Source organism: Bacillus sp. SRB_8 (genome assembly GCF_003264205.1).
In the GTDB taxonomy this organism is placed as follows: Bacteria; Bacillota; Bacilli; order Bacillales; family Bacillaceae_G; genus Bacillus_A; species Bacillus_A mycoides.
This window is the reverse complement of record NZ_NADT01000019.1, coordinates 130,670-154,881: the sequence shown is the minus strand read 5'-3', so window position 1 is coordinate 154,881 and position 24,212 is coordinate 130,670. Positions and strand designations below refer to the sequence as shown.

General features: G+C 32.1%; 22 protein-coding genes and 4 pseudogenes. 23 read left to right on the top strand and 3 right to left on the bottom strand.

Annotated elements, in window-relative coordinates:
• Together B5P40_RS16240 and B5P40_RS33485 are read left to right on the top strand one after the other, a co-directional pair.
• Positions 1–566 (top strand): annotated as a pseudogene (locus B5P40_RS16240) (hypothetical protein); the annotation flags it as partial.
• A 66-nt stretch (positions 567–632) separates the two neighbouring features.
• Positions 633–834, top strand: a pseudogene (locus B5P40_RS33485) (N-acetylmuramoyl-L-alanine amidase); the annotation flags it as partial.
• A gap of 216 nt (positions 835–1,050) precedes the next feature.
• Here B5P40_RS33485 and B5P40_RS33480 read toward each other — a convergent pair.
• Positions 1,051–1,239, bottom strand: a pseudogene (locus B5P40_RS33480) (hypothetical protein); the annotation flags it as partial.
• Between the two features lie 18 nt (positions 1,240–1,257).
• Here B5P40_RS33480 and B5P40_RS16225 point away from each other — a divergent pair.
• The 4 genes and pseudogenes from B5P40_RS16225 (at position 1,258) to B5P40_RS16210 (ending at position 3,758) form a co-directional block, all read left to right on the top strand.
• On the top strand, positions 1,258–1,527 hold the full coding sequence (locus B5P40_RS16225; protein WP_113709455.1) for a hypothetical protein: 270 nt from the start codon (positions 1,258–1,260) through the stop codon (positions 1,525–1,527).
• 73 nt (positions 1,528–1,600) lie between these two features.
• A complete protein-coding gene (locus B5P40_RS16220) occupies positions 1,601–2,953 on the top strand; it encodes a DEAD/DEAH box helicase (protein ID WP_113709454.1) in 1,353 nt (450 codons plus the stop codon).
• A 189-nt stretch (positions 2,954–3,142) separates the two neighbouring features.
• A pseudogene (locus B5P40_RS16215) lies at positions 3,143–3,226 on the top strand (SAM-dependent methyltransferase); the annotation flags it as partial.
• A gap of 118 nt (positions 3,227–3,344) precedes the next feature.
• The gene (locus B5P40_RS16210) at positions 3,345–3,758 is read left to right on the top strand and encodes a VOC family protein (RefSeq protein WP_002012925.1); all 414 of its coding nucleotides are present in this window, start codon (positions 3,345–3,347) and stop codon (positions 3,756–3,758) included.
• A gap of 177 nt (positions 3,759–3,935) precedes the next feature.
• Here B5P40_RS16210 and B5P40_RS16205 read toward each other — a convergent pair whose 3' ends face one another.
• Entirely contained in the window at positions 3,936–4,568 is a 633-nt protein-coding gene (locus B5P40_RS16205) for a type 1 glutamine amidotransferase family protein (protein ID WP_113709453.1), read from the bottom strand.
• Between the two features lie 274 nt (positions 4,569–4,842).
• Between B5P40_RS16205 and B5P40_RS16200 the strand changes: the two genes are divergently transcribed.
• The 5 genes from B5P40_RS16200 (at position 4,843) to spoIISB (ending at position 7,779) form a co-directional block, all read left to right on the top strand.
• A complete protein-coding gene (locus B5P40_RS16200) occupies positions 4,843–5,319 on the top strand; it encodes a MarR family winged helix-turn-helix transcriptional regulator (protein WP_113709452.1) in 477 nt (158 codons plus the stop codon).
• Positions 5,320–5,472: 153 nt separating this feature from the next.
• The gene (gpmA, locus tag B5P40_RS16195) at positions 5,473–6,210 is read left to right on the top strand and encodes a 2,3-diphosphoglycerate-dependent phosphoglycerate mutase (protein ID WP_002032137.1); all 738 of its coding nucleotides are present in this window, start codon (positions 5,473–5,475) and stop codon (positions 6,208–6,210) included.
• A 338-nt stretch (positions 6,211–6,548) separates the two neighbouring features.
• A complete protein-coding gene (locus tag B5P40_RS16190; RefSeq protein ID WP_002032139.1) occupies positions 6,549–7,289 on the top strand; it encodes a type II toxin-antitoxin system SpoIISA family toxin in 741 nt (246 codons plus the stop codon).
• Positions 7,290–7,401: 112 nt separating this feature from the next.
• A complete protein-coding gene (locus B5P40_RS16185) occupies positions 7,402–7,527 on the top strand; it encodes a hypothetical protein (protein ID WP_000588712.1) in 126 nt (41 codons plus the stop codon).
• Positions 7,528–7,602: 75 nt separating this feature from the next.
• Entirely contained in the window at positions 7,603–7,779 is a 177-nt protein-coding gene (spoIISB, locus tag B5P40_RS32810; RefSeq protein WP_002017052.1) for a stage II sporulation protein SB, read from the top strand.
• A 19-nt stretch (positions 7,780–7,798) separates the two neighbouring features.
• Here spoIISB and B5P40_RS16180 read toward each other — a convergent pair whose 3' ends face one another.
• A complete protein-coding gene (locus tag B5P40_RS16180; RefSeq protein WP_002085522.1) occupies positions 7,799–8,188 on the bottom strand; it encodes a YxeA family protein in 390 nt (129 codons plus the stop codon).
• 251 nt (positions 8,189–8,439) lie between these two features.
• On the opposite strand from B5P40_RS16180, the gene B5P40_RS16175 reads away from it, so the two are divergent.
• From B5P40_RS16175 to B5P40_RS16120, 12 genes are all read left to right on the top strand, one after another.
• The gene (locus tag B5P40_RS16175; protein WP_002127427.1) at positions 8,440–9,909 is read left to right on the top strand and encodes an aminoacyl-histidine dipeptidase; all 1,470 of its coding nucleotides are present in this window, start codon (positions 8,440–8,442) and stop codon (positions 9,907–9,909) included.
• Positions 9,910–10,268: 359 nt separating this feature from the next.
• On the top strand, positions 10,269–10,418 hold the full coding sequence (locus B5P40_RS32805) for a hypothetical protein (protein ID WP_002127428.1): 150 nt from the start codon (positions 10,269–10,271) through the stop codon (positions 10,416–10,418).
• Between the two features lie 760 nt (positions 10,419–11,178).
• Entirely contained in the window at positions 11,179–11,838 is a 660-nt protein-coding gene (locus B5P40_RS16170) for a CatB-related O-acetyltransferase (protein WP_002185858.1), read from the top strand.
• Between the two features lie 491 nt (positions 11,839–12,329).
• Positions 12,330–13,034, top strand: a complete 705-nt coding sequence (locus B5P40_RS16165; RefSeq protein WP_002085517.1) for a response regulator transcription factor — start codon at positions 12,330–12,332, stop codon at positions 13,032–13,034.
• Positions 13,034–14,020, top strand: a complete 987-nt coding sequence (locus B5P40_RS16160; RefSeq protein WP_002127431.1) for a sensor histidine kinase — start codon at positions 13,034–13,036, stop codon at positions 14,018–14,020. The genes B5P40_RS16165 and B5P40_RS16160 overlap by 1 nt, the downstream gene beginning before the upstream one ends.
• Positions 14,021–14,163: 143 nt before the next feature.
• Entirely contained in the window at positions 14,164–14,934 is a 771-nt protein-coding gene (locus B5P40_RS16155) for an ABC transporter ATP-binding protein (RefSeq protein ID WP_113709451.1), read from the top strand.
• Positions 14,909–16,879, top strand: coding sequence for an FtsX-like permease family protein (locus tag B5P40_RS16150; RefSeq protein ID WP_113709450.1), 1,971 nt, complete (start codon positions 14,909–14,911; stop codon positions 16,877–16,879). Before B5P40_RS16155 ends, B5P40_RS16150 begins: the two co-directional genes overlap by 26 nt.
• A gap of 32 nt (positions 16,880–16,911) precedes the next feature.
• Positions 16,912–17,646, top strand: coding sequence for a lipoprotein BA_5634 family protein (locus tag B5P40_RS16145; protein ID WP_113709449.1), 735 nt, complete (start codon positions 16,912–16,914; stop codon positions 17,644–17,646).
• Positions 17,647–18,788: 1,142 nt separating this feature from the next.
• Positions 18,789–18,941 (top strand): ATP-binding cassette domain-containing protein, encoded by a 153-nt coding sequence (locus B5P40_RS34030; RefSeq protein ID WP_309252102.1) that lies wholly within the window; start codon positions 18,789–18,791, stop codon positions 18,939–18,941.
• Positions 18,942–19,562: 621 nt separating this feature from the next.
• Positions 19,563–20,324, top strand: coding sequence for an ABC transporter ATP-binding protein (locus tag B5P40_RS16130; RefSeq protein WP_002127436.1), 762 nt, complete (start codon positions 19,563–19,565; stop codon positions 20,322–20,324).
• Positions 20,325–20,340: 16 nt separating this feature from the next.
• Positions 20,341–22,188, top strand: a complete 1,848-nt coding sequence (locus tag B5P40_RS16125; RefSeq protein WP_002168366.1) for an ABC transporter permease — start codon at positions 20,341–20,343, stop codon at positions 22,186–22,188.
• Positions 22,189–22,725: 537 nt separating this feature from the next.
• Positions 22,726–23,892, top strand: a complete 1,167-nt coding sequence (locus tag B5P40_RS16120) for a hypothetical protein (RefSeq protein WP_002127439.1) — start codon at positions 22,726–22,728, stop codon at positions 23,890–23,892.
• Positions 23,893–24,212: the final 320 nt, after the last annotated feature.

Here is a 24,212-nt window from a genome sequence, read left to right as displayed (position 1 = left end):
CAACAGGAGTAACGGGTCCAACGGGAGTAACGGGTCCAACAGGAGAAACAGGCCCAACAGGAGGAACAGAAGGTTGTCTTTGTGATTGCTGTGTTTTACCTATGCAAAGCGTTTTACAACAACTTATTGGAGAAACTGTTATTCTTGGCACTATTGCAGACACACCCAACACGCCCCCGCTTTTCTTTCTATTTACTATCACTTCTGTGAATGATTTTTTAGTTACAGTTACAGATGGCACCACAACCTTTGTGGTCAATATATCTGATGTAACAGGGGTAGGTTTTTTACCACCAGGACCACCTATTACATTACTTCCACCTACCGATGTAGGATGCGAGTGTGAATGTCGCGAACGACCAATTAGACAATTACTGGATGCGTTTATCGGATCTACGGTAAGTCTTTTAGCAAGTAATGGTTCTATTGCAGCAGATTTTAGCGTGGAACAAACAGGACTTGGGATAGTACTAGGGACATTACCTATAAATCCAACTACAACCGTTAGGTTTGCAATTTCAACTTGTAAAATTACAGCTGTGAATATAACCCCTATTACGATGTAGTCTATTTCTTTCAGAAGTATCTGTTGCTACTCGATAAGAAAAGCACAGTTTATTTGTCCACCTTGAAAACGTATTGTTTTCAAAGTGGACGATCTACGTTTCTAGGATGCTCCATCTTGGAAATATAAAGATGGAGCTGGTTCTGTAGATGCAGGGATTTATGATTGATGCAAAAGTGAGTGTCAATGGTTCGCCACAGTACAAAGCACACAGCAGTAAAGGGAAAACATACTATGTTGTTGCAAATGAAGCCTATTTATTCATCTAACGCACTATACCTTCATGAGTAATTAACCATGCCCCCTTACTCTTTCTATATCCTTCATTTGTAAAGTTCTTACTACTATATTATTGGCGTACAATATATGGCTAAATGTATCTAAATGGTTTTCTAAACGCACAAAATTCCCAAATTGATATGGTAAGGCTATAAAAATTATAATGAAAAATAATAAATATCTCTAATGCACTATTAGGATTTTTCCATTTTATATTGCAAACCATCTTTCTGAAAGATAAGCTCATATGCTAAATCAAAATGAAGGTTATATAATGCTTTCGTATTACATATTAAATTGTAGAACTTAGTTCCTTGATGTACATATTGGTGTAATTTATTTTGAATTGGTGAAACAATGATTTTAAAAATTACGTTAATATCTTCATTAAAGAAGTTATAGGAGGGAATAATTTGGGCTCATTATTTGATATAATAGCAGATGTTATTTTATTTTATCCTCGAAATGACATGAAATTAAAACATTATATCGCAAAATTAAGTGAATTAGAGTGGTTTCGAAGGTTACACGAAGATCCGAAGTATACAAGTTTAATTTGGAGTAATAGAAAAATTAAAAAGTATATTTTGACTTCTGCAAATATAGAAGCATTAATAAAATCCGAGAAAAAACAAAAAGAATTTGTTCATCTAGTACAGGATGAATATAAAAAAAGAAGATAAGAATTTTTTTATTTTTCATATTTGGCGAAACAAATGGTACAATGAAAGCTAATGTGAAAAATAAGGAAAAGAAGTGGTCTATTTGAAAAACTTTTTAGAATTAGGAATTAGTGAAACTTTTAATCATACATTACGTGAAAATGGAATTACAGAAGCAACACCGATTCAGGAGAAGGCAATTCCTGTTATTATGTCAGGTAAAGATATTATTGGGCAGGCGAAAACAGGAACGGGTAAAACGTTAGCATTCGTGTTACCGATTTTAGAAAAAATCGATCCAGAGTCTAGTGATGTTCAGGCTTTAATTGTTGCACCAACAAGGGAACTAGCACTGCAAATTACAACTGAAATTAAAAAAATGCTTGTTCAAAGAGAAGATATTAATGTACTAGCGATATATGGCGGACAAGATGTAGCACAACAATTGAGAAAATTAAAAGGTAATACACATATTGTTGTAGCGACACCAGGACGATTATTAGATCATATACGACGTGAAACAATTGATTTAAGTAATCTCTCAACGATTGTACTAGATGAAGCAGATCAAATGCTTTATTTCGGATTCTTATATGATATTGAAGATATTTTAGATGAGACACCTGATAGTAAACAAACGATGTTATTCTCAGCAACGATGCCAAAAGATATTAAAAAATTGGCGAAACGTTATATGGAAGAGCCACAAATGATTCAAGTACAAAGTGAAGAAGTAACGGTAGATACAATTGAGCAGCGTGTCATTGAGACGACAGATCGTGCAAAGCCAGATGCACTTCGTTTTGTTATGGATCGTGATCAGCCATTTTTAGCAGTTATTTTCTGTCGTACAAAGGTTAGAGCAAGTAAGCTTTATGACAATTTAAAGGGACTTGGTTATAATTGTGCTGAACTTCATGGTGATATACCTCAAGCGAAACGTGAAAGAGTTATGAAGAGTTTCCGCGAAGCTAAAATTCAGTACTTAATCGCAACGGATGTAGCAGCTCGTGGACTTGATGTAGATGGTGTAACGCACGTATTTAACTTTGATATCCCTGAAGATGTAGAAAGTTATATTCACCGCATTGGCCGAACAGGACGTGCAGGTGGATCAGGTCTTGCAATTACGTTCGTTGCAGCGAAAGATGAAAAACATTTAGAAGAAATTGAAAAAACGCTTGGTGCACCAATACAAAGAGAAATAATCGAACAACCGATGATAAAAAATGTAGATGAAAATGGAAAACCGGTACAAAAGCCGGCTCCAAAGAAATCAGGTCAATATCGTCAAAGAGATAGCCGTGAAGGTTCAAGAAGTGGTTCAAAAGGTGGACCAAGAAACGATTCAAGAAATAGTTCTAGAAATGATAACAATCGATCATTTAATAAGCCAAGTAATAAGAAAAGTAGTGCAAAACAAGGTCAGCAAAGACGTGGCCGTTAAATCTTAAAATAGTAATCGGGATAAAGAGGGTTGTTATTATTTGTCGATAAGTTGATAAATAATAACAATCACCGATAAAATTTCAGATATGATTGTAAATCATTTTATTTATTAGATAGACAAAAAAGAGTCGCGAAAAATCGTGGCTCTTTTTTGTTCTTTATTTTGAAATTAGTATATACACGATAAGTTCGATTTATGAAGCAAATTGAACAACCAAATAATATGTTTGGAGAATCATTTCTTTGGACAGCATTATTTAAGAAGAAATAAAACATAGATAATTGACAAACTCATCGTTTTTATAGACAATACACTTATAAGAATATACGTTCGGTTTCATTGTCCGATGTATGTTTTGCATAAATACATAACAAGGGGATGTCTCTAAATGGGTAACACAAATCAAAAAATCACTACGTTTTTAATGTTTGAGGGCAAAGCTGAGGAAGCGATGAATTTTTACACATCGCTATTTAATCAATCAGAAATTGTAAGTATCTCTCGTTATGATGAGAATGGACCAGGTAAAGAGGGAACTGTAATTCATGCAACTTTTACGCTAAATGGACAAGAGTTCATGTGTATTGATAGTTATGTAAAGCATGATTTTACATTCACTCCAGCTATGTCTCTTTATGTAACTTGTGATACGGAAGAGGAAATCGAAACAGTTTTTAATAAACTAGCACAAGATGGAAAAGTTCTTATGCCTTTAGGTTCATATCCGTTTAGTAAAAAGTTTGGCTGGTTAAATGATAAGTATGGTGTGTCTTGGCAGTTAACTCTTGCTGGAGATGAATAATTAAAATAATATGGTGATATTAATGTTATGAAAAATAAAAGGGATGATACAAGATAAATATGTATCATCCCTTTTATTTTTTGTTTTACAACCGTCATCGGTTGTATTTATAACGACTTTAGGGGTGCTTTTTAAGTTTTTTATATAATATAAAACTGCTAATTTAATTTTTTCAGCTTATCTAGTAATTGAATTCATTAACTGGAAGAAGTATTCAGGCTTATAAGTCTTATTTAGGTTATACCATGAATGTAACGTATCTGGTGCAAATACATCAATTTTTTTCAATACTTCCATTGCAAATTCCAGAGGAGCTACTCCTGATGCAGTAATCAAATTTTCATCACATACTGCAGGTTCCATCTTATAAAGTTGTTCTCCTTTATAATTAGGACAAACCATTTTAATATATTCTAAATCATTGCTTGTATGTTTTCTAGAATCTAGGTATCCAAAATTCGCTAACCCCTCAGTTGCACCACAAATGGCAGCAACAATAGTGCCGATTTTTAACGCTTCACCAATTTTTTTTAAGATAGGGTGATGAATGCTTTCCCCCCAAGTAGTCCCTCCAGGTAAAACTAAAAGATCGTTACTCTCAAGAGTACATTCATCCAGGGAAATATCTGGCTTTATGCTCAGTCCTCCCATCGTAGTAATAATTTCATTATTAGCTCCTACTGTAACTACCTTTAAAGGGGCTAACTCTTTTTTGAAATATCTTCCTGAGTTTAGTTCTGCAATTAAATGTCCATATTCCCAGTCTGACATCGTATTAAATACATAAAGATAAACTTTTTTTGTTTGCATACAATAACACTCCAATCACAATTGAGTTTTTCAAAAAAATATTAATAAATAAATTTTACAATATTTATTATTTGAATTTAACCTATTTCCTTAAGAATTCTTTAAAAAATAATTTGGATACTTTATTTGAAGGTATGGTTTACGAATTAAACAACCTTCAAAAAATATAATAGTTGAAATTTGTTGGTTTTAGAATGAAGAAATTAGGCTCAATATACCAACTTAATTATTCATAATTGAGTTGTGGTATAATTTACATACAGGGGGAAAGTAGATGACACAACATAAAGAAGAGCAAATGAATGAGGCATTAGCATTATTTTACTTTGCATATAAAACTTTTACAGAAAAACCAGATGAAATAATAAAAGAGTATAGTATACAGCGTGTACATCATAGAATTCTGTTTTTTATCGCTCGTTTTCCAGGGCTTAGTGTAAATGAACTGCTATCACTTTTAGAAATAAGTAAACAAGCTCTTCACGGACCGTTGCGCCAACTGTTAGATAAAGGACTTATTGAGAGTAATGAAGCTGCACATGATCGTCGTGTGAAACAGCTGTCTTTAACAGAAGAAGGAACAGACTTAGAGAAAAAACTGAGCGATGTTCAAAGAGAACAAATGGGAGCTATTTTCTCACAGTTTGGCGAATCATGTGAAGAAAATTGGCATCAAGTTATGAATGAAATGGCAAATAGCCGTTCAGGATTTGATGCATGGACGTCTAAGCGTGAAATACGAGTAGAATAAAAGATAGAAACAGTATCTTGTTTTGTAGTTTGGAAAATCATAAATTTTTATCTGTATATTTGGCAACTATGGATAAAAAATTCACATTGCCAAAAACTTTATATGTGTACGTATTGAAATTTTAAAATTCATATTTCCGAGAGGGGAATTATAATGATAAAACTTGTACTCATTCGTCACGGACAAAGTTTGTGGAATCTTGAAAATCGATTTACAGGATGGACAGATGTGGATTTATCAAAGAATGGATTAAGTGAAGCGAGAGAAGCAGGAACAATATTAAAAAAGAATGGATATACATTTGATGTTGCGTATACCTCGGTACTAAAACGAGCAATTCGTACATTATGGATTGTACTGCATGAAATGGATCTCACTTGGGTCCCTATACATAACTCATGGAAGTTGAATGAACGCCACTATGGTGCACTACAAGGATTGAATAAAGACGAAACTGCAAAAAAATATGGAGATGAACAAGTTCATATTTGGAGAAGAAGTATAGATGTGAGACCGCCTGCACTTACTGAAGATGATCCTCGATATGAGGCGAACAATCCAAGATATAAAACGTTAAAAAAAGATGAATTCCCATTGACTGAATGTTTAGAGGATACGGAGAAAAGAGTAGTTGATTATTGGCATTCAGAAATTGCACCGTCATTAAAAAGTGGTGAGAAAGTAATTATTTCATCGCACGGTAATACAATTCGTTCGCTAGTGAAATACTTAGACAACCTTTCAAGTGATGGTGTGGTTTCATTAAATATTCCAACTAGCATTCCGCTTGTTTATGAGTTAGATGAAAAATTACGTCCGATTCGTCATTATTACTTAAGTATGGATGGAGAAGTACCTGAAGGGGAAATTCCGAAACATATTTCTTTTTAACATGAAAATTTGAAACGCATGCTTGTCTACATATACAATGTAGATTCATGATAAAGTGAAACTTTAATCAGTGGAGGGTGTTCATCCCGCACTGATTATTAGCCTTCACCAATCGGGCTTTTATGGGCAGTTGATCCCTCACCTAACGTCTTTGCTTTCGCTGAATTTTGAGGTGGGGGGGCTTACTGCCCGTTAATGCGGGATAAAAGACGTGGCCTGCTTCTAATGTATATGCGATGTTGCTAACTTTAGAAGGTTGTCCACGTCTTTTGTCATAAAGAGAGCTGTTTGTGCATGTAATGGTATCGTGAGTAGTTTTGGAATGGAGGGTGATGTGATTGACGATCTCTAACATTCGAATTGGCTTATTTATTTTAGCAATCGTCTTTATTGTTCTTGTTTTCTTTTATTGGAGAAATGAAGAGTTGTACGAGGAGAAGAAACAACGAATTCGAAAAACGTGGTACGGTTTGTTCATAACATCAGTCACAGTTTATTTCACGATAAAAGGAATAGATTTAACCCTCTGGAAAAATCTTTTAATGTTTACTGCGATGGTAATTTTCGTTGATATTGCATTCATTTTGACACCAAATATTTCAGAAATATGGGGCGCAAAATTCAGCGATATTGGAAAGACGGTCCAATCAATTAAAAGGTCATTAATTGCTTCAAAAGCAAGAGGAGAAATATATACGACAATTATTCAAAATGTGAATCCAACAGCCTTTGGGACAATGGAATGGCATACGGAAGAGGAATATACAAAAAGCTTAAACACATTTTTAGATTCATATGGGGAAAAGATTGGTGCGAAAATTGTTGTATTTGAAGCGGTGAAGGAATTAAATACAAACTTTCGTGGTATCCGCTCTCAATTTAGTATTATTGTTCCATTAGAACACATCGAGCAATTGAATGAGCAGAAAGCGGTGCAAGTAGAAAATGTCGGAATTATACCAGCAAAAATAGTTAGTGATGTTTTCATTGTTATTGATGGGAAGAAAAATAACCTTCAAGATCGAGATTTTGAAAATGTATATAATTTAACAATTCATCATAGTTATTTTAGTAAATAAGGACAGAATCTTTTTCTGTCCTTTTCACCTATACATAAAGGGAGAACAAATTCAGACAAGCTTGTATAAAATTGGACAATCATTCCTACACTAGCACGTAGAGGTGATTGTAGTGATAAAAGATTATGACAATGATTTTTTTAAAGAAGATAATGAAGATACAACAGATTTCTCTTTAATAAAAGGAGATACTTTGCAGCAAGTAGAAGAGTTAGAAGAAGAATTAAAAAGAAAATGATACGTGTACACTCTGTCTGCATTTGCTATATAATATAAATAAAAGGTTGTATCTTTTTGAAAAGGGGGAGAAGAGATGGCAGAAGTAAATGCTCAAAAATCTTCGTTTTTTAAAACTAAAAAAGAAGAATCAAATACAGATTTCTCTCTTGTGAAAGGTGCATTAACAGAAAATATAAATCGTTTAGAAAAACTTATGGATAGTAATAGTTCGAAATATGCTCGAGTGAAAAAAATAAAGGAAAATGCATAAGAGCATTTTCCTTTATTTTTCATTTTGCATTAAACTTTTCTTTTACTTTTAAAGGTAAATCCGCTTTTTGAATTTCTTCATAGGATTTTACTTCAATCGATGATATTTCATTTTTATCTTTATTTTCTTGGTCTACATAAATGCACAAAAATGCCTTTTCATTTAATTTTTGATCGTTTGATTGTTTTTTACTTCTAAATGTAATTTGTTTTCTTACTCCATCTTCATCATATGCCGGCAATGTGTAGTTCCGTAAGTTTCTACCTTCTATCTTTTCAATAAACCCTTCACCTTTTATCTGTACGTAATATACATCCTTACCGATTCTATTTAGAGAAGCTCTTTCACACCCGATAGTTAAGTTGCAAAATAATAAACTTAGTGTAATAACAGATAAAATTTTTTTCATTTTCATTATCTCCTTTAAATTATGTATTTAAAGTATACGGTTACTTTTTTTATAGAAAAATCGATTTTGATTACAGCACTCTTACAATCTTGTAAGAGTATAGCTTATTTACACTAAATTAAAAAATATGAGGATAGAATGAATAGGTTATAATGAATTTTTGAAATCTTAAAATAAAAGTAAAATAATGAATCATGGTATAATAATAAAGGACGTACATATTATTTTGTCAATTGGAGAGGAGCTTAAAAATGTATTCTACTTTAGAACAATTAACAAAGCACCCTGTATTTTATCATTTTGCAGAAATTTCAAAGATTCCTAGAGGATCAGGTAATGAAAAAGAAATTAGTGATTACTTAGTGAGTTTCGCAAAGGAACGTAATTTAGAAGTTATTCAAGACGAAGCGTTAAATGTCATTATAAAAAAAGAAGCTACTTCTGGTTATGAGAATGTTCCAGCTATTATCATTCAGGGGCACTCTGATATGGTGTGTGAAAAAAACCAAGCGACAGTTCATGATTTTGAGAAAGATCCAATTGAATTAAGAATTATTGGAGATATGTTATATGCAAACGAAACTACTTTAGGTGCTGATAATGGTATTGCCGTTGCATATGCATTAGCATTATTAGATTCAACAGACATCCCGCATCCAGCTTTAGAAGTTGTTATTACAACTGAAGAAGAAACGACAATGGGCGGTGCATTCGCTGTTGATTCAAATCATTTTGACGGAAAAATATTTATTAATATTGATTCTGAAGAAGATCATAAATTACTAGTGAGTAGCGCAGGTGGTGCGAAAGCAGTTGAAACGATTTCAGTGATTTGGGATGAAGCGTCAGTAGATATGGACACATACCGACTATATGTTGGGGGACTTAAAGGTGGACATTCTGGTTTGGAAATTGATAAACAACGCGGTAATGCGAATAAAGTATTAGGACGAGTTTTACGTGATTTATCACTTCACATTCAGTTTAATATGAGTGAAGTTCATGGCGGCTTAAAAACAAATGCAATTCCGCGTGAAAGTGTAGCTACAATTTTATTACGTGCAGAAGATGTACAGCAAGTAGAAGAAAAACTAAAATCATGGACACGTATGTTACAAGAAGAGCTACGTGCTGTTGATCCGGATGTTCATGTTTCACTTACAAAAGTAGAAGAAAAGGCGGGAAAAGTCTTTTCTAAAGAAACACAAAAACAGCTTATTTCTTCATTATTCTTAATTCCAAATGGTATACAAAGTATGAGCATGGATATTAAAGGTCTTGTAGAAAGCTCAACTAATTTAGGAGTTATTCAAACACTGCAAGATGAGATTAAATTACGAAGCGAAGTGAGAAGTTCTGTAAGTAGCTTAAAACAACATATTGTAGATGAAATTAAGTATATTGCGGAATTAGTAGGGGCAACATTTGAAAAAGAGTCTGAATATCCAGAGTGGCCATATAATCCTAATTCGCCTATCCGTAATTTATTCGAAAAAGTGCATCAAGAAAAATACAGCAAAGATGCTGAAATCTTCGCAGTACATGCAGGAATTGAGTGCAGTGTATTTGTTCAAAAAATGCCTGAGTTAGATGCTATTTCATTCGGTCCAGATATCTTTAATGTTCACACTCCAGATGAACATATTAGTATTTCTTCTGTTGTGAATAACTGGGGATTTTTCGTTGATGTAATGCAGGGAACGAAAGAATTAGCTAAGTAATAAAAGACGGAATAAAAAGCAGCCTAAATTTATAGGTTGCTTTTTTGTATAGAATTTTATGTGAAGCAAAATAATGGCCAAGAAATTTACCTATTGTTGATTTAAAATAAAGTTTGATAAAAAGATCTATTTTGCAGAGTATCTCTTTCTTCAACAATCGGGCCATTTAATTGAATAAGACTACACAAAAAGTCGCTTTCCCTTACCTAAGGAAAGCGACTTTTTAGGTTGGTTTTCCCCTTATTATCAAGCTTTTTACTTTAAGTTCCTTTGACTAATAAGGTTTACTTCAGTAAAATAAGGTATATTATATTTGTTGAATAGATTCTCTTTAAAGACAAGAAAAGTAGGTGAACAAAGTGGGGAAATATCAATTGGATTACAAAGGTCAGGCAGCTGTGGCAAAGTTTCATGAAAAACAGATGCCTGCCAAATTTGATAAAAAGCAGCAACTTGAAAAATTGCGTGCGGAGTATTTGAAAAAGAAGCAAAAACAAACAGATAAATAATACGTTATGTTTTTCTGAATTTTCTTTATGTAATGCAAATAAACACAAGAAAATAGGTAAGTTATTCATCGTTCAAATATATACAGGCTATTTTTTCAAACCTCTTACTTAATGAACTAAAAAGTCGATTCCTTGAGATGGAAATCGGCTTTTTTAATAAGTGACATTTCCTTAGCGTTGTAAGTCCGCATTTTCCTGACGCTACCCCAAGAAGTAATTGAGGATAATGTATCTACCACAGTCGGGCGCTTTAATTGGTAAGGTTCACAAAAATCATCAAACTTTTTTATAAAAGGATGATTCAATTGAATATAGAAAAAGCGTATTTTGATCAATCTTTTTTTCAAAACACGCTTTTTCTATTCGCTCTTTTATCAAGGTTTATTAAGTTAAGTTAATTTAATCAAACTTTATTCAAAAGCTACATCTATGTAAAAGTGCTGCTGTAATATTATATCCTCTTGATAAGGAGAAAGTATTACTACACAAGTGTCATGTGAATTTCATGTACCGTAATTTAAATAAAAAAATAAAGAGTTTCAAAAAAAATATAAAATGGTTTTCTTGTCCGCATTCTCGGATTTATTATAACTTGGTTAATTTGACTTGTGTAATTTATTACGTTATGATTTTTCATTATAACTGAAAGGCTGGAAGATAATGATTCGTCGTTTGAAAAAGTTTAAAAATGTCGCTGTCGTATTAAGCTTCTAAGAAAAATTGCAAAAATCTACAATACTTAGAAGCGAGGAATATAGTTATGAAGCATCCATTATTTAATCATTGGTCTGAAACAAAGTATTTAAAAGATATAGTAACAAATCCACTCATTGAAGTAGGAGAGTACTCCTATTATTCAGGGTATTATGGAAATCAAAATTTTGAAGATGGTTGTGTAAGGTATTTATGGGGCGATGCTAAGTCCCAAACACTTTTCAATCCAATTGAACAGATGGGTTGGCATCTTGATAAGCTCATTATTGGAAATTATGTTTGTATTGCAAGTGGAGTTGTCATTCTAATGGGTGGGAATCATAATCATCACGCTGAATGGATTACAGTGTATCCATTCGCTGAGCAAATCGGACAATCTTATGAACCGAAGGGTGATACAGTCATTAAAAGTGATGCCTGGATTGGTATGAATGCTACAATAATGCCTGGCGTTACAATCGGTGAAGGTGCAATCGTTGCGGCAGGATCTGTCGTATGTAAAGATGTTCCGCCATATACAATAGTGGGCGGTAATCCTGCTAAGGAAATAAAAAAACGGTTCACTGATACAGAAATTAATATGCTAATGGAAATGCGTTGGTTTGATTGGGATAGAGAATTGATTGAGAAGGCAATTCCTCTTTTATCTAGTCCAGCCATTGAACCATTATTTACTTTTTATAAAAATGAAGTGAAAAATAAATAAATCAGCTAGAAAAACTACATTCTATATGGGATGTAGTTTTTTTACTACAAAAAAACTAATAGTTTAGATGAAGAAGAATTCATATTTGGTATGAGTCTAGCAAATAGTTGGATTTAATAATTGAAATTCTTAATATCCAATAAACTAACGCTAGTAGTAAAGTCTGTATAAAATAGTTGGCAATTTTAATATCTGATTAATATAGCACTTACAATATATTTTTTTGTGAAATTGAAATGAAGTAGCAAGTTATGTTAAATTAAACATTATTCCAAAGTCACGAAGATAAAAGTCATTAAAATATTGTGTTATGGTTTCTTATATCAACGCACTAAGTATTAAAATTTTTTGAAAAAAACAACAAATATATGCTTTGTTTTATATTAATTGCATTTAAGGATGCATGTAATATATCAACTCTATTAAATAAATTAAATATAAAAAGCCAAACGAACTTTAAAAATCACACTGCCATTAGAGGAGAGAAAGATATGAATACAATCATGATTGTAGAAGATGATATAAAAATCGCTGAATTACTGGGAACGCATATTGAAAAATATGGATACCAAAGTGTTATGATAGAGGATTTTGAAAATGTTTTAGATACATTTCAAAAGATTAAACCAGATTTAGTGCTATTAGATGTAAATTTACCCAATTTTGACGGTTATTATTGGTGTCGCCAAATACGAGCTATTTCTACTTGTCCAATTGTATTTCTATCTGCAAGGAGTGGAGAGATGGATCAAGTTATGGCTTTAGAAAATGGTGGTGATGACTATATTACGAAACCTTTTTATTATGAAGTTGTAATGTCTAAAATCCGTAGTCAACTCAGAAGAGCATACGGTGAATATGCTCCTAAAGTAAAAGAACGAATAGTTGAGCAATCAGGACTATTCCTGTTCCCAGAAAGAATGGAACTTCAACTAGAAGATAAGACAATTATACTTACTAAAAAAGAAACAACTTTATTGGAAATATTGATAACAAAGTCTCCACTTCTTGTAAAACGTGAAGTGATTTTGGAACAACTATGGGATAGTTCATATATAGACGAGAATACATTGAGTGTAAATATAGGGAGAATTAGAAGGAAGTTGCAAGATTTAGGTATTGAAAATGCACTGGAGACAGTTCGTGGTGCTGGATATCGTTTGCATGCTACTTGGGAGAAAGAAGGAAAGGAATAATGAAATTATTTTTACAAGAACATATTCCACTCATTTGTTATACATTTGCCCAATTGCTTATCATTCTTTTTATATATTGGTTTGATGGTTATCCACATATTTTGACAGCATTATATTCTGTATTTTTGGGTGTTTTTTTATTAATGGGTTATCTAATATATCGTTATTATAGTCATCGTTCATTCTACAAGCGTCTATCAACACCAATGGAAACGTTAAATGAGTCAATAAAAGATAGTGATTTGACGCCATTATCAATGGCCTTAGATAAATTACTACAAACTCAATATCAATATTATCAAAACCAATTAAAAAAATGGGAACGAAAACAACAAGAACAAATGACCTTTATGAATCAGTGGGTTCATCAAATGAAAACACCTCTTTCTGTTATTGAGTTAATTACACAAGATGCAGATGACTCTCGATTTGACAGTATTAATGAAGAAACGGAAAGAATAAAAAAAGGATTAGAAATGGTCTTATATGTTGCTCGTTTAGAAACATTTGAACAAGATTTTCATGTAGACAGATTGCAATTATTGGGAATGATTGATTCTGTTATTCATGAAAATAAACGTCTGTTTATACGTAGTTATGTGTATCCACAGGTAAAAGTAGATCCGAGTCTTATTGTAGAAACAGATAAGAAGTGGTTTCGATTTATACTCAATCAAGTGCTGTCAAATGCAATTAAATATTCATCAAGTAAGAAAGAGAAAGTAATAGTATCGGCGTATTCCAAAGGACGAGCAATTATTTTGGAAGTAAGAGATTATGGAGTGGGTATCCCTACTGCGGATTTACCACGTGTTTTCCATCCATTTTATACTGGAGAAAACGGTAGAAAATTTAAAGAGTCTACTGGCATGGGATTATATCTTGTTAAAGAAGTATGTGGAAAATTAAATCATAAGATTGAGCTAGAATCTGAGGTAGATAAGGGAACAATAGTTAGAATAATATTCCCGTATGCATCTCGTTAACCGATGAAAGGTAAACTTTTCATCGTTTTTTTCTTTTGAATCTTACAAACTTGTTAGATAAATGTTAGGGAAATCGATATGAGACATACTATATATAGGTTACACTTCATGTATCGAAAAGAGAAATGGAAGGTGAAATACTTGTGGAGATACTACATGTTTCAGATTTAGGGAAAGTTTATCCTGGGAAAATTTCATATACAGCATTATCCCATATTGATTTAAAAATAAACAAAGGTGAATTTGTAGGAATTATGGGGCCATCTGGGAGTGGTAAAACAACGCTATTAAATATGGTGTCTACTATAGATGCTCCAACATCAGGAGAAGTAATAATTCATGGAGAAAATCCATATCTGTTATCTCCAGATCAGTTGTCTTTATTTCGGAGACGTGAATTAGGGTTTGTTTTTCAATCATTTAATCTCCTTAATACATTGACAGTGAAAGAAAATATTGTTCTTCCACTTACGCTTGATGGTGTAAATCCTAGAGAAATGGAAAGGAAAGTGGAAGCTATTGCTGAAAAACTTGGGATAACTGAAATATTAGATAAACGTACGTATGAAATTTCTGGGGGACAAGCACAAAGAACCGCAATCGCGCGTGCTACTATTCATAATCCAAAATTATTACTTGCAGATGAACCTACAGGAAATCTGGATTCAAAATCAGCGCGTGATGTGATGGAACTATTGACAAGGCTTAATAAAGAAAATAGCACAACGATGATGTTAGTGACACATGATGCAATGGCTGCAAGTTATTGTGATCGAATTGTGTTTATCAAAGATGGACAGTTATACAATGAGATTTATTGTGGAGATAATCGCAAAGTATTCTATCAAAAAATTCTAGAGGTTTTAGCATTGTTAGGAGGAAATGCAAATGACTTTTCGACAGTTCGCGTTTAATAACGTCATTCGAAGTAAACGAACATATTTGGCTCATTTTTTAAGTAGTACGTTTGCTATTATGATTTTCTTTACTTATGCATTACTTGCATTTCATCCTAATTTACAAGGCGATCTTGCTACCAGTGTAACAATTAATACAGTTGCAAAGTCAGAACTACAGATATCGCAGGGGTTAATATTTTTCTTCTCATTCTTCTTTATCCTATATTCTGTAAGTGCATTTTTAAAAACAAGAAAAAAAGATTTTGGAATTCTAATGCTACATGGGATGTCACGTTCACAGTTGAATAAATTAGTATTTATTGAAAATATAATAATTGGTATCGCTTCTATTTTAACAGGAATTACAATTGGAATGGCGTTCTCTAAGTTTATCTTAATTATGAGCAACAATCTGTTAATAATTGATAAAGGACTCCCATTTTACATGCCCTTTAAAGCAATTGGAATAACATTTGGAGCTTTCTTCTTACTATTTTTATTTATTTCACTTTTCACTACTCGACTAGTAAATGTAGAGCAATTAGTAGAATTAATAAAAGCAGAGGAAAAGCCAAAGCCTGAACCAAAAGCACCCTTTTGGCTATCTTTATTCGCACTTATTTGTATGGGATTAGGATATACGGCTGTTTTCCATAGTATTAACGCAATTCAGTACAAGGGTTCGAATTATGTATTATTCATGATGGGGGCAGGGGTGAGCTTTGTTGTACTTGGAACGTACTTCTTATTTACCCAGCTCAGTGTGTATGTGTTACGTGCATTAAAGAAAAGGGAAAATATTTTCTTTAAGAAAACAAACATACTAACCATCTCAGATTTAGTGTATCAATTAAAAGATAATGCAAAAATGTTTTTTATGGTCACTATTATTTCTACCGTTGCCTTCACTGCAGTGGGGACTTGTATGGGATTAGGCAACTCATCCATGGCTGAATCGGAAAGTCCTTTTGCATTTTCTTATCAGTCTTATAATAATAACCATTTAGAAAAAGAACATTTAAAAAAAATAGAAAGCGAACTCCATGATGGTGAGTTTAATTTCAAACAGGTGACTTATTCAATAAAACAAATTCGAGATACTCTCTATAACAGTAATTTATTATCAACCGTTATAAAATTAAGTGATTATAATAAGTTAGCTAAGGCATTTGGTTTTGAAAAAGAAAGCTTAAAAGATGAAAATGATAGTGTTGTCATACCTTCAAGAAAAGTTGCTAATACAAAATCTAATCAAAATAACTTTCAATTGTTGTATAGAGATATAAAAAAAGATATGCATGTAAATAAAATACTTACTCCGAAAGAATTACAAGATACAAGAGTAACGATAATTATTGTACCAGACGCTGTATATAATCAAATGATACCGGATCCAGAGAATTACTATTTTGAAAACACTATTAATGGTTTTATTGTGAAAGATTGGGAGAAAACAAAAAAAGTTGCGGAAAATATTGTAGCTGCTTTTCAGAAGGATAATAAAGGTATAAATGAGCATATAGTAGACAGCGAAAAATATACATTTTCGGCTTTAATTCTTACATGGATAGAGATGAGGCAAGGGTTTGGACTTGCATCTATCATGAGTGTATTAATAGGCATTGTTTTCTTTACGTTTGCCGCAAGCTTTTTATATTTCCGGTTATACACAGACTTAGAACGAAATCAGCAGCAATATAAAATGATAGCAAAGGTCGGTTTAAGCAAACCGGAATTAAAGAAAGTTGTGTCACGTCAACTTACATTGTTATTCTTTTTACCAATTTCAATAGCGATTACACATAGTACGGTTGCTTTTATGGCCTTACAAAAGTTAGCCAATTTTTCAGTCTTGGGTAGTTCAGTTATGGTATTAATTTGTTTCTTAGTTTTGCAAATTATATACTTTTACTTTGTTCGTTCTCAATACTTGAAAAAAATGTATAAAACGATTTTTTAATTCAAAAATAATTAAAAGAAGGAGAATATAGGTTGAAAAAAAGACTAAGATTATTAATAGTAGCAGGTATTTCTATTACCATGTTAGGAGCATGTTCATTATTTGGTGCAAAAGATTCTCCAGCAAATGGACTTGCAATAGAGGTTGGCGAGATAGACGAACAAACTAGAAATTCTATAATAGATTTATACAAAGATATAACTATATCAAAAGATTTATATGCAATAAAAAAAGGGACCATAGAAAATAAAAAACACAACATAAAGCTCCCAGCGGATTTTGGGGATTCTAATAATAGTGAAGTGCTATTTATAAGTAAAACAACTGCTGAAAAAATGAATAAAAAAGGGCTTATACGTGAGAGAGATAATAATAGTGGACTCACATCTTCAATTCCCCTGGATTCTTTACCCAAAATAAAAAAAGATGAAATTATTTTATTTGCAAATAAAGAATATAAAGACTTGAAAGAACTAACATTTGATGAGAAAAAAATGAATGTTCAATATAAAGGGGATGTATGGCTATCTCCATATCGTGGTGGATCCAACGTGATCCTATTAATTGTAGATGATACATTATTTAAAGAAATAAATGGGAAAGAAAAAACAAGACAATTTCTAACTTTTAATAAATCTTTTGGGAATCTTAATTTAGTCAATCAAGGGAAAGCACCCGAATTAAGAAAGGAAATAGATAAAGTGAATACGGCTTTAGGCACTGAGGACAAGAGAGCCGTCAATTTTGTAAATATTACAGAAAAGTAAAAAATTACGTCTATATGGATAGAACCAGCACCTTCTATATTTATTGATATTTTGTAATATTGAAAAATATAGAAGGTGCTTATTTACCTTGGAGCTGAAATGAAATTCGTTTTACTTAATTTTAAATTTTGCAATAGAATTATTCTAGCAAATAACTTTTTATGATTTACTACTTTATACGGAATTACATCGTTAAGATGTATCTCACAAATAATTTTTCCAACAGATCATGGATGTGGTGTTTAATATTTCTGTTGGTATAACAAATAATATTATTTAATATTGTTCATCGGAATATAAAACGAAATTTTAAAGAGTATCTAAATATATCAAAATAGAACGAATTCAAAATTTTATACTCAATCAAAAAAATTTATAATACACGATATTCGAAACGCTCAATGGATACGGATTTAATTTGGGGACAAGCGAGATACGTGTAAAAATATGTTATAGACTTACTTTTATTATGAATTAGATTTTATACTTTTAGAGAGCGCCATATATGCTCACTTAATGAAAATATCCTTTGTAAACTACGTATTTCCCTCTATTCCTGCAATATGTTTTTTTATTACACCTTCTATATTGCAATTTAAAAAGCAGAATGTATGTCTCGATCTACATATCAGGTGATTGGCATGGAATAACTGCTTTAGAGTTGATTCCAATAGGAATCAATATCTAATTTTGTTTTTTATTATTTGTACTAGAATCAATTATGAAATAATCTCCCCATTATGGTTTGGTTTTTATAGATTATCTTAAGAAAAATTAAGAAATATAATCATTAGTTCTTAATATGTTTTATTTATAATTCAAATGATTACACAAAATTGTTTCTTCATTCTAAAACCGTAAATTTCTAAGTGTACAAGGGTGTTTTTAGCTTATGGGACTAAAATAATTTGAATAATATTTTATATTCTAACATGGAGGAGACCCAGGAAACTGATTTTAATGTAAAAGTTCATTTTATTACATAAGGTAAATGCAAAATTAATTAAATAGCAGTTTATTTTAAAGAAATGTAAAACGGATAATGAAAAAACAAACGTAGGAGGATATATATGATAAAACCAGTTGTAGATGTAAAAAACATTCAAAAAGTGTACGGTAAATAAGGTGAGAATCAATCACATGTGTTAAAAGTTGTATCATTCTCAATTCAAGAGGGCGAGTTTGTAAGAATTATGGGGCCACCTGGTTCTGGTAAAACAACAATATTAAATGTAATTTCGACACTTGATAAAGCAGCGTTATTAAAATTGGAGGAACGGATATTACGAAAATGAAGCAAGGTGAGCTTTCTGATTTCCGTACGTAAAAGTTAGGATTCATTTTCTAAGACTTTAGAGAATTTATCTATTTACGAAAACATTGTACTTCCACTTTCCCTTAAAGGTGTTCCATCACGAAATATTGGGCTGAAAGTAGAAAAGGTAGCTGATATGTTAGGAATTTTAGCAATACTCCAAAAGTATCCACCTGAAGTATCTAGTGGGCAGCAACATGTATACTTGTGCATGAGCCGGCCATTATACAGTTTATAAAATCTGCAGCAATGATTCTTTTTTTGAGATAGCGAAAATGGATTTTTTTATGCAATTCATTTTGTTTTCTTAACAAAACACCTAGTGCTTTCTTATCTTAACGGGGAACAAATTTATTACTTAGATGGTCTATTACGTGTATTCCTAAAAATGGATGTCCAAATTGAATACAATATATCCCGTTTGATATCTATTTTTATGTATTGCAAAAATATGAAAGGACTTATTATTTTGAAAAATAAAAGGATATATATTGGTGGGGTACAAGTTTAATACTTTTACAGATGAGGCATTGCAAGTGGAAACGAAAAAGAAACAACTCAAACAGTAGCTTATCAATCATACAAACGTAGGAGGATATATATGATAAAACCAGTTGTAGACGTAAAAAACATTCAAAAAGTGTACGGTAAAAAAGGTGAGAATCAATCACACGCATTAAAAGGTGTTTCATTCTCGATTCAAGAGGGGGAGTTTGTAGGAATTATGGGGCCATCTGGTTCTGGCAAAACAACATTATTAAATGTAATTTCGACTCTTGATAAAGCGACGGGTGGCGTTATTGAAATTGCAGGAACGGATATTACGAAAATGAAGCAAGGTGAGCTTTCTGATTTCCGTTCGCAAAAGTTAGGATTCATTTTCCAAGACTTTAATTTATTAGAGAATTTATCTATTTACGAAAACATTGCACTTCCATTATCCCTTCAAGGTGTCCCATCACGAAAAATTGGGCCGAAAGTAGAAAAGGTAGCTGATATGTTAGGGATTGTAACAATACTTCAAAAGTACCCATCTGAAGTATCTGGTGGACAGAAACAGCGTTCAGCAGCAGCACGTGCGTTAGTGCATGAGCCTGCAATTATTTTAGGGGACGAGCCAACAGGAGCTCTTGATTCTAAAAATGCAACTAGTTTACTTAATGCGATGACAAATTTAAATAAAGAACAAGGCGTATCGATTATGATGGTTACGCATGATCCATACAGTGCAAGTTACTGTCAGCGTATTTTATTCATTCAAGATGGTGAGTTATATAAAGAAATTCACCGTAATGGTACACGTGAAGAGTTTTACAAAGAAATTTTAGACGTACTTGCAGATTTAGGCACACAAAAAGCGTAAGAAAAGGGGTTTGGGCATGTTATTTAAACTTTCCATGTCAGGGTTAAAAAGTAAGTTACAAGATTATATTGTCTTACTTGTTGGTCTTATTGTATCTATTTCAATTTTCTATATGTTTCAAACGCTAGCACTAAATAAAGGGTTCCTTGAATCTAATGCACATGTGGGTCCTATTGTATATATATTCCACATTGGTTCCTTTTTATTAGCAATTGTAACATTTTTTTATATTTTATATGCAAACTCTTTCTTATTATCTCTTCGCCAAAAAGAGTTTGGCATGTACATGATGTTAGGAGCAAAAAAGCATAAAGTTACCTTACTTATGTTTATCGAAACAATCGTATTAGGTGCCGCATCTCTTGTAATCGGAATTGTAGTTGGTGTAGGACTTGCAGAGGGTATCGGTCGGTTATTAATGAAACAATTGGAGTTAACTGGAGAAGGTTACAAAGCTTTGTACATTCCATCTATGGTTGTTACTTGCATCTTCTTCTTTGCATTATTTGTACTATCAGCAAGTATGAATAGTATTAAATTATCACGTATTTCTGTATTACAACTTGTACATGCAGATGCACAAACAGAGCATGTCGCGGTAAAAGGAAAAATGGCAGCTGTAGTTGCATTCCTTGGTCTGATTTTGCTAGGTATTGGTTATGCATCACTGATCTATATACCACATGAAAAAGATCTAGGAACCGTTCCTAAATTAATGGCTCTTGGATTAATCACAGCAACAGTTAGTACTTACATGTTATTTGGATCACTTCTCCCAGTTATGATTAGAAAGTTAAAGAGTAATAAAAAACGTAGTGAAAAAGGGCTTAATGCTTTTACTTTTGCTCAATTAAACTTCCGCATTAATGGCCTAACAAATGTGCTTGCAACGGTAGCAATTCTAGTGGCTCTTGGCGCTGGTGGAATTGCGTGTGGTCTGGCATTTAAAAACGACGTTCTAAAGCAGACTGATAAAGGAACAATTTACGATTCGGTAGTTCATAATCCAACAGCGGAAGAAAAGGACATTTTGAGTGGTATCTTATTCCAAGAGAATCTTGAATATCGCTACAAAGTAGATGATAAGTATGTTTATTATATAAAAGAAGATTTAGAGAAAAATCGTCCTTTAGTAAAAGATAGAAAAAATGGGAAGACGCTGAAAGTTTCAGAGAAAATTCCCATGGATGCATTTGCATTGTCAAGACAATGGGGTAAAGATGATGGGAAACCAAAACAATGGAGCGACGCTTTCCAAACAATCCAGCCAATATATATGTATCCTGATCATAAAGTGAAAATTGTCGATCAAAACATATATGATAGTATGAAAGGTACAGAAAATACGGTGTTTATTGGGAAGACAGATGATTTTGGATCATACATAAAAGAATGGAAAAAACTTGATGAATTACAGGTAGCGAAATATAAAAATGTGAAAGCGGAAGAACTGGATAGTAAGTATCAAACATATAATATGAATCATGGTTTTGCCAGCGGACTAATGTTTATGGGTTTCTTCGTTGGAATTGCGTTCTTAGCAATGATGGCGAGTTGCTTAATGTTTAAAATTCTATCTGGTGCATCCAAAGATAATACACGTTATCAAATGCTTCGTAAAATCGGTGTTCGCCGGGAGTTATTAATACAATCGATTTATAAGGAGTTATTCTTCGTATTTTTAGTCCCAGCAATTGTGGGTATTGCTCACATATTAGTTGGTATGAACATGTTTGGCCCTCTTTTAATTGATCCGTACTTTCGTATTTGGTTACCAATTGTTATTTTTGTAGTGATTTACTCGATTTACTACTTGATTACAGTTCAATTGTATAAAGGAATTGTACTTCCGAAAGAAAATTAATGTAATAATGTTATGTATACTAAGTATCAACATAATTGGCCCCCGTATGATGAAGTGAAAAAATACTATGTAAGCAAAATAGAAAGTGAATTTGAGATACAAATATGCAGCAATGAGCGGCAGAAAGTGTTAGAAGAAAAGTAAATACAAGTAGGGGTCGCATTTCATGTATAACTTACAAGAAGTTATGTATGAGCAATTAAAAGAGAAAAATACTATTCTTTCTATATCTTAATAATGAAGGGAAATGAAGAGGCAAGATAGCATCGTTCCTACATTGAGTACTACTTTAACCTCATTTGTAGGAACTCTTGCACTATCCCATTACAATAAAATTGAATAATCATCCAATATTAATTGTTAACTATAATCAAAATTTTGATAGGATGGAATAATTATCAAAATAATATCTTGTATTCATTGTATTTATTATAGCTATTATTTAAAATTGGGTCTGCACCAATAGAGTGTTAATAAACATAAAACTTGTAAACCTTATTCATCATAAGGATTATCGTTTTAGAAAAGGAGTGTATGTTGAAAAAATTTTTAAAGGTAATTTTAATCTTATTAGTAATATTTATAGGAATTATGTTGGGAAGCATAATTTTAAATAAAACATATCATACAGAGTTTAAGTCTTTAGATAACACGGATCAAAACATGTTAAAAGAATTATCTACTATTTATAAGAGCTTCGAAGAATCGAGTGATAAACTTTGGAATGAAGATTATCGCTTCGAAAAAATGCCATTGGTTCTGATACGTAGTAATAAAGACGGGGGATTCTTTAGACAAGAAGCTTATGCAGTTAATGTACCGGGATTAGAAAATAGTATTTTTGCAAAGGAAATAAAAGTCTCAAATTCTCTGCATCTACCTAAAATCTATCGCTTAACTCGTTTTGATTTTAGAACTATTTCTACCTGGATTCCTTGGAACTTTGGGATAATAAATATTAACGATATGGATGTGTTTTATTTGAAATATTATCCTAAAATGTTTAGTAATCCAGATTTATATTTTGATTTTTCGTCTTTCTTATTACATGAAGCTTTTCATGCTTATAAACAAAAAGATTGGACATATGATGCAAATGATGGAGAGTCTATTCACGAATATCCGATTAATAAAGAAAATTACGCGCTAATGGGATTAGAATTTAAGCTATTAGATAAAGCAATGATTGATACGAACTCAGAAAGTATTAATCAGGCATTATATGATTGGACAATTGTACGTAACTATCGCTATAAAAAATGGCCTCAATTAATTGGAGAAACAAAAACTGAAGCAATAGAAGGTTCAGCACGATACTTAGAGTATCGTTATAGTAAGTTAACTGGTGGAAATCTTATGGTACTTGCAAAGAAACAGAAGCCATATCATGTTACTTTTATGGAGGCGTTCAACTTCGTTGCTAATGGACAGGCAGAATCTCCAAGGTTTTTAGAGCGGAATATGAGATATGAGACTGGTTCAGCCCTTGAATTAAGCATGGACAAAGCAAATATTCCATGGAAAGAAGCTATTGAAGATAGTGCAACCAAACAAGGAAAGACACCATATGAAGTATTAAATACGTACTTTAATATAAATAATACGCCCACAATTGAAAATAAAATCAAAGAAATTAAAGAGAACAATGACTATGAAACACTTTTAGAACAAGGAGAAAAACTGGTGAAAATAAGTAACGAGTAAAGAAAATAAGATTTGAAAAAGAATTTCCTTTAAAGAGCGTATTGAAGAGGATTCTTTTTTCATTTTATAAGTTATATACACTACCGGTGTAATCAAAAAAATTTAATTAAAAGAAGGAATCTCAAAACAATTGTTTTTTATTAAAAGCTAAATTTAATGAAGAAGAAAACTTATTAATTGTAAATGGATCTAAAGAAAATTTTGAACAATATTTAAGACATTATCTTTTATACCGATTATGTTATTTTGGCGCTTTTAATTGCAAGTATATACTAAAGAGAGGATAGAAATGTACCACCTGCTTTTGCCTTTAGTTGTTC

What these genes read in the sequence shown, in the direction of transcription:
- B5P40_RS16210 (WP_002012925.1), top strand. Translation starts at nt 3,345, where the DNA reads ATGGGTAACACAAATCAAAAAATCACTACGTTTTTAATGTTTGAGGGC.
- B5P40_RS16205 (WP_113709453.1), bottom strand. Translation starts at nt 4,568, where the DNA reads ATGCAAACAAAAAAAGTTTATCTTTATGTATTTAATACGATGTCAGAC.
- B5P40_RS16200 (WP_113709452.1), top strand. Translation starts at nt 4,843, where the DNA reads ATGACACAACATAAAGAAGAGCAAATGAATGAGGCATTAGCATTATTT.
- gpmA (WP_002032137.1), top strand. Translation starts at nt 5,473, where the DNA reads ATGATAAAACTTGTACTCATTCGTCACGGACAAAGTTTGTGGAATCTT.
- spoIISB (WP_002017052.1), top strand. Translation starts at nt 7,603, where the DNA reads ATGGCAGAAGTAAATGCTCAAAAATCTTCGTTTTTTAAAACTAAAAAA.
- B5P40_RS16180 (WP_002085522.1), bottom strand. Translation starts at nt 8,188, where the DNA reads ATGAAAAAAATTTTATCTGTTATTACACTAAGTTTATTATTTTGCAAC.
- B5P40_RS16175 (WP_002127427.1), top strand. Translation starts at nt 8,440, where the DNA reads ATGTATTCTACTTTAGAACAATTAACAAAGCACCCTGTATTTTATCAT.
- B5P40_RS16170 (WP_002185858.1), top strand. Translation starts at nt 11,179, where the DNA reads ATGAAGCATCCATTATTTAATCATTGGTCTGAAACAAAGTATTTAAAA.
- B5P40_RS16165 (WP_002085517.1), top strand. Translation starts at nt 12,330, where the DNA reads ATGAATACAATCATGATTGTAGAAGATGATATAAAAATCGCTGAATTA.
- B5P40_RS16160 (WP_002127431.1), top strand. Translation starts at nt 13,034, where the DNA reads ATGAAATTATTTTTACAAGAACATATTCCACTCATTTGTTATACATTT.
- B5P40_RS16150 (WP_113709450.1), top strand. Translation starts at nt 14,909, where the DNA reads ATGACTTTTCGACAGTTCGCGTTTAATAACGTCATTCGAAGTAAACGA.
- B5P40_RS16130 (WP_002127436.1), top strand. Translation starts at nt 19,563, where the DNA reads ATGATAAAACCAGTTGTAGACGTAAAAAACATTCAAAAAGTGTACGGT.
- B5P40_RS16125 (WP_002168366.1), top strand. Translation starts at nt 20,341, where the DNA reads ATGTTATTTAAACTTTCCATGTCAGGGTTAAAAAGTAAGTTACAAGAT.